Source organism: Treponema ruminis, from assembly GCF_014201975.1.
Classification (GTDB): domain Bacteria; phylum Spirochaetota; class Spirochaetia; order Treponematales; family Treponemataceae; genus Treponema_D; species Treponema_D ruminis.
On record NZ_JACHFQ010000011.1, the window covers coordinates 1 to 3,915 of the forward strand.

Consider the following 3,915-nt stretch of genomic DNA (forward strand, 5'->3'; position numbering starts at 1 on the left):
TTCGCAATCAAAGGGTGGACGGTTCGAGTCCGTTCGTCTCCAATCCTTTAAGTCCTTGCACTGCAATGTTTTGCATCAAGGCGATTGTTCCTCTTCAAGCGGGTCGCTTGCCATTTTTTCAAAGTGTGACATAAAAGTGTGACATAGTTTAATTTTCAATACACTTTCCTCTGTCACTGTAAGGATTCTCTTAATATGGTTAGCCATAAACTCCCGTTCTCTTTGTCAAAACGGAAAAAAAGCCGTTTTTATTACGTTCGTTTTAAAAATAGCGAAGGGAAATATCTTTCCGCTGTCTCCACTCAAGAATCAGACTACGACAAAGCCGTTTCTGTTGCACTTAAATGGTATGCCTCAGGGCAAATTAACGGAAAACAAAAAACGCAGGAAATCAAAGAAAAATCGTTTCTGCAAAATTTAAGGCACGCTGACATCAGCGATAGCGAAGCCCCGAAAATCTTGGAGCTGTTGAAACAACGAGGAATTTTAAGAAGTTATGTACAATCAGGCTCAAAAAATGATGTAGATTTTGCAGAGTTTTTAAAAACTTATTGGAGCTGGGACAAGTCAGAGTATATTCAGGAAAAATTGAGAACTGAAAAAAGCATCGGAAAGGCTCATTGCAGGACCTGCCTGCACTATGTTCAAGATTTTTGGATTCCCTTTTTTAATGGCAAACTCTTAGGCGAAATTACAAGGCAAGATTTGAAAGATTTTTTATCATTCATCCAAAAAATGGGGAAAAGCATATCGGCAAAAAATCAAATATGGCTTGCAGGTGCTCAGGCCTTGCGCTGGGCTTACAATAACGAGATGATTGACCGTGACATAACTGCTGGATTAACTGGCTTTTCCGGAAAAAAGCCACAACGGCAAATACTTACGCCAGAACTTGCAAAAGCTGTTTTTGCCGTTGACTGGAATGACAGACGCTTTAAGCTCGCAAACCTGCTTGCAATGTGCACCGGCTTACGCATCGGCGAAATAAGAGCGTTGAGAAAATGTGACCTCGGCGAATCGTGCCTTTATATCCGGCACTCATGGAGCGACATCGAAGGGCTAAAATGCACGAAAAACGGCGAAAACAGAACGGTTTTGCTGCCATTTACGGGGCTGTCTGAAAAACTTCTCGAACTCGCAGAAGCTAATCCTTTTGATAAAAGCATGGAAGCTTTTGTTTTTTTTGCTTCGATTCCCGGCAAGCCGATTGAATCAAGATGCTTTTTATGTGCATTACATTCGGCTCTCGAAAAAGTAGGGATGAGCAAAACAGAAGCCAAAAAATATTGTTTCCACGCATGGCGTCATTTTTATGCTTCATACATGCGTGAAAAAGTCAGTGAAAAGCTCTTGCAAAGCCAAACGGGACATAAAACACTTGCAATGCTGGAACACTATTCAGATCATAAAATTTCTGGAGATGATGAAAAAATCCAAACGGCACAAAGAGAAGTTTTCGGCGAAATTATTGAAAACAGCAAAATAGAATTCTCTCCAAAACTGCTCTATCAGAATGTAAAAACTGACTTCATGGATAAATCAGATTTGTATGAACATTCACGGCAATTCAGATAAAATAAACCGCTCCTGTCAGAAATACACTGAAAGAGCGGTTTATTTTTTATTCGGACTCAAGTTCCCCTTGCAGCTCATTGATTCTGTCACGCACTTTCTGCCTCTCTGATATAAGCTCGGCCAAATCATACGGCATGGGCTTATCCTGCAATTTTGCCTCATAGCATTTGATTATCTTCCAGTCTCCGATGTCACTTGAAGACGCTGACAACCTGTTAATAAGTGTTCGAACTTCGCTTTCCTTATGCTCACGCTCCATCTGCTTTTTCATTTCTTTCTCGTCCATATAGACCCCCCTGTAGTTGATTTATATAATGCGTCAAGATTTCTGACACTATTATAGCAATTGTATCTGATGATATTTCCGCGCCAGCTTTTGTACTGATCTTTTATCTGCTGGATTGTCATTCTGTTTTTATTTACAAGCTCGGCGAGCTTTTTCAGCTTTCGTCGCTCCCGCACAAATCCTTTTCGGACTGGTCTTTTTATAATCTTTCCGGATTTCGTGATATTGTATCTGATCTGTAAGAAAGAAAAACCTTTTTCAAGTTTCACAATCTGCGTTTTCTTTGTATTGATTATAATTCCGAGCTTTTCTGTAATTACACGATACTTTTTGAAAAGTTCTCTTAAAAAGTCCTTGTTTTCGTGAATAATATATGTGTCGTCCATATAACGGCCATAATATTTGCAGCCTTTGACAATCTTGCAGAAATTATCAAATTCTGTAGGATAGAAAATACCCGCCGTCTGTGAAAGCTGGCTTCCGATTCCGACTCCTTTTTCATTGCCAAAAGTTGAAATCAGATAGCGCGTTAAATTTATGATTCTTTCATCATCAATTTTTTCTGCGATTTTATTACATAGTTCATCATGAGGAATATTGTCAAAATACTTTGAGAAATCTATCAGAAGGACATAGCCTTTGTTGCCGTGCTTCCTGTAATATTTTTCCAAATGTGCCTGAAGCCGTTTCCTTGTGAACTCTATCCCCTTTCCCTTCTGGCTTGCGCCGTTGTCGTAAATCAGATACCTGAATAAATGCGGATTCAAGATATTGTCGCAAAGATTCCTCTGAATCACCCTGTCAGATATATGCAGTGCCTTAATATGCCTTCGTTTTCCCCGCTCGCTAAGCTCAAACTCGCTGAACGGTTTTTGCCTGTATGTTCCGTTCAAAAGCTCGTTCCGTGCCTTCGTGATGTTGCGTATTATGTCAGCTTCGTAATACTGCACGCTTGCTTTCCAGTCAGTGCCTTTTTTGCATTTCTGAAAAGAGTCATATAGATTATCCAAATCACAAAGTTTCTCAAAATCTGTCATAAAAAAAATCGGAAAGGCGCTTAAAGCAGTTCCTGTCGTAACAGACTGCGTCGCCTTTCATATTCACCTTTTACGGTAAGGATTCTGCTTCCTTCGCCATTGTGTGCGGAAATATTTTCCTTTACACACGATTTCAAATCGGGGACGGACATAATTGTTCGTATTCCCAGCGTTGTTGTAGTTGGCATTGCCATTGTTGTTGACATTGCAGAAATTAGCAGCAGACGCTATCAAGCAGAACCCTTTTCTTTTCTCCTTTTATTGTCAGACTGTCGCCAGCCCTTTATCAAATCTTCCTCACGGTCTAAAGCGTCCATGAGGTCGGTCGTGAACTTCAAGCTCACATCAAACATCTCCTTTATGTGGTCGATTTCCACATAAAGATTCTGGACTATCCCTATAGCGTCGTTCTGATTCTTTCTTCTTTGCTCCCATTCAAAATCATAGTTGGGGTGCAGCTTGTTCGCTTGTACGATGTAGAAAGTAAGCATGTTGCAGTATTTCTTAATCAGTTTTTTCTCATCGTCCAGATACCAGTCAGGATATTCTGAATTATACGCCCTGTTGGGGTTGACTCCGTACTTCTCATAGATTCCATCTATAAGTTTCTGATCTTCCTCGCTGATGTCTCTTGCAATCTGCCTTATGCTTCTGGGATTCTTCTTGATTCCAAACTCACGGATCAGCCATAAGTCAATGTCTTTCCGTATGCGTTTGGCATTCTTGTAGAATTCCATTTTGCTCAGGTCCCTAAGCCCGCTCGGCTCACTCATCCTTATTCTCCATCAAGTACGATATAGCTGTACTTGCTTACGATGATTTTATCCTCGCTGACCTTAAAATATTCCGCGAGAATCTTCTTCACATCCGTAGTGCTTAATACTTTTCCTGTTTGCATGTTTTTCTCCTGTCTAAAGAATTTTAGTATGTGCTGAGGTGGCTCACCGCCACCTCAGATTAAAGATACGCTCCGGCTCCGCCTACGCTGCGAGGACGAAGCGGGGACGGACATAACCG

The 3,915-nt window shown here is 40.8% G+C and carries 5 protein-coding genes; 1 reads left to right on the forward strand and 4 read right to left on the reverse strand.

All coding sequences use genetic code 11. The annotated features are described in order from the left end of the window. Positions 1-195 precede the first annotated feature (195 nt). Positions 196-1,575 carry a tyrosine-type recombinase/integrase gene (locus HNP76_RS13860; protein WP_184661584.1) on the forward strand — a complete coding sequence of 460 codons (1,380 nt, stop codon included), beginning with the start codon at positions 196-198 and terminating at the stop codon, positions 1,573-1,575. Positions 1,576-1,621: 46 nt separating this feature from the next. On the opposite strand, the gene HNP76_RS13865 is transcribed toward HNP76_RS13860, so the two are convergent. From HNP76_RS13865 to HNP76_RS14415, 4 genes are all read right to left on the reverse strand, one after another. Continuing rightward, the gene (locus tag HNP76_RS13865) at positions 1,622-1,861 is read right to left on the reverse strand and encodes a hypothetical protein (protein WP_184661586.1); all 240 of its coding nucleotides are present in this window, start codon (positions 1,859-1,861) and stop codon (positions 1,622-1,624) included. After that, on the reverse strand, positions 1,843-2,898 hold the full coding sequence (locus HNP76_RS13870) for a reverse transcriptase domain-containing protein (protein ID WP_184661588.1): 1,056 nt from the start codon (positions 2,896-2,898) through the stop codon (positions 1,843-1,845). The genes HNP76_RS13865 and HNP76_RS13870 overlap by 19 nt, the downstream gene beginning before the upstream one ends. A 230-nt stretch (positions 2,899-3,128) precedes the next feature. Continuing rightward, on the reverse strand, positions 3,129-3,671 hold the full coding sequence (locus HNP76_RS13875; protein ID WP_184661590.1) for a hypothetical protein: 543 nt from the start codon (positions 3,669-3,671) through the stop codon (positions 3,129-3,131). Positions 3,672-3,673: 2 nt separating this feature from the next. Further along, complete coding sequence (locus HNP76_RS14415; protein ID WP_260309259.1) at positions 3,674-3,796, reverse strand: hypothetical protein; 123 nt, start codon at positions 3,794-3,796, stop codon at positions 3,674-3,676. Positions 3,797-3,915: the final 119 nt, after the last annotated feature.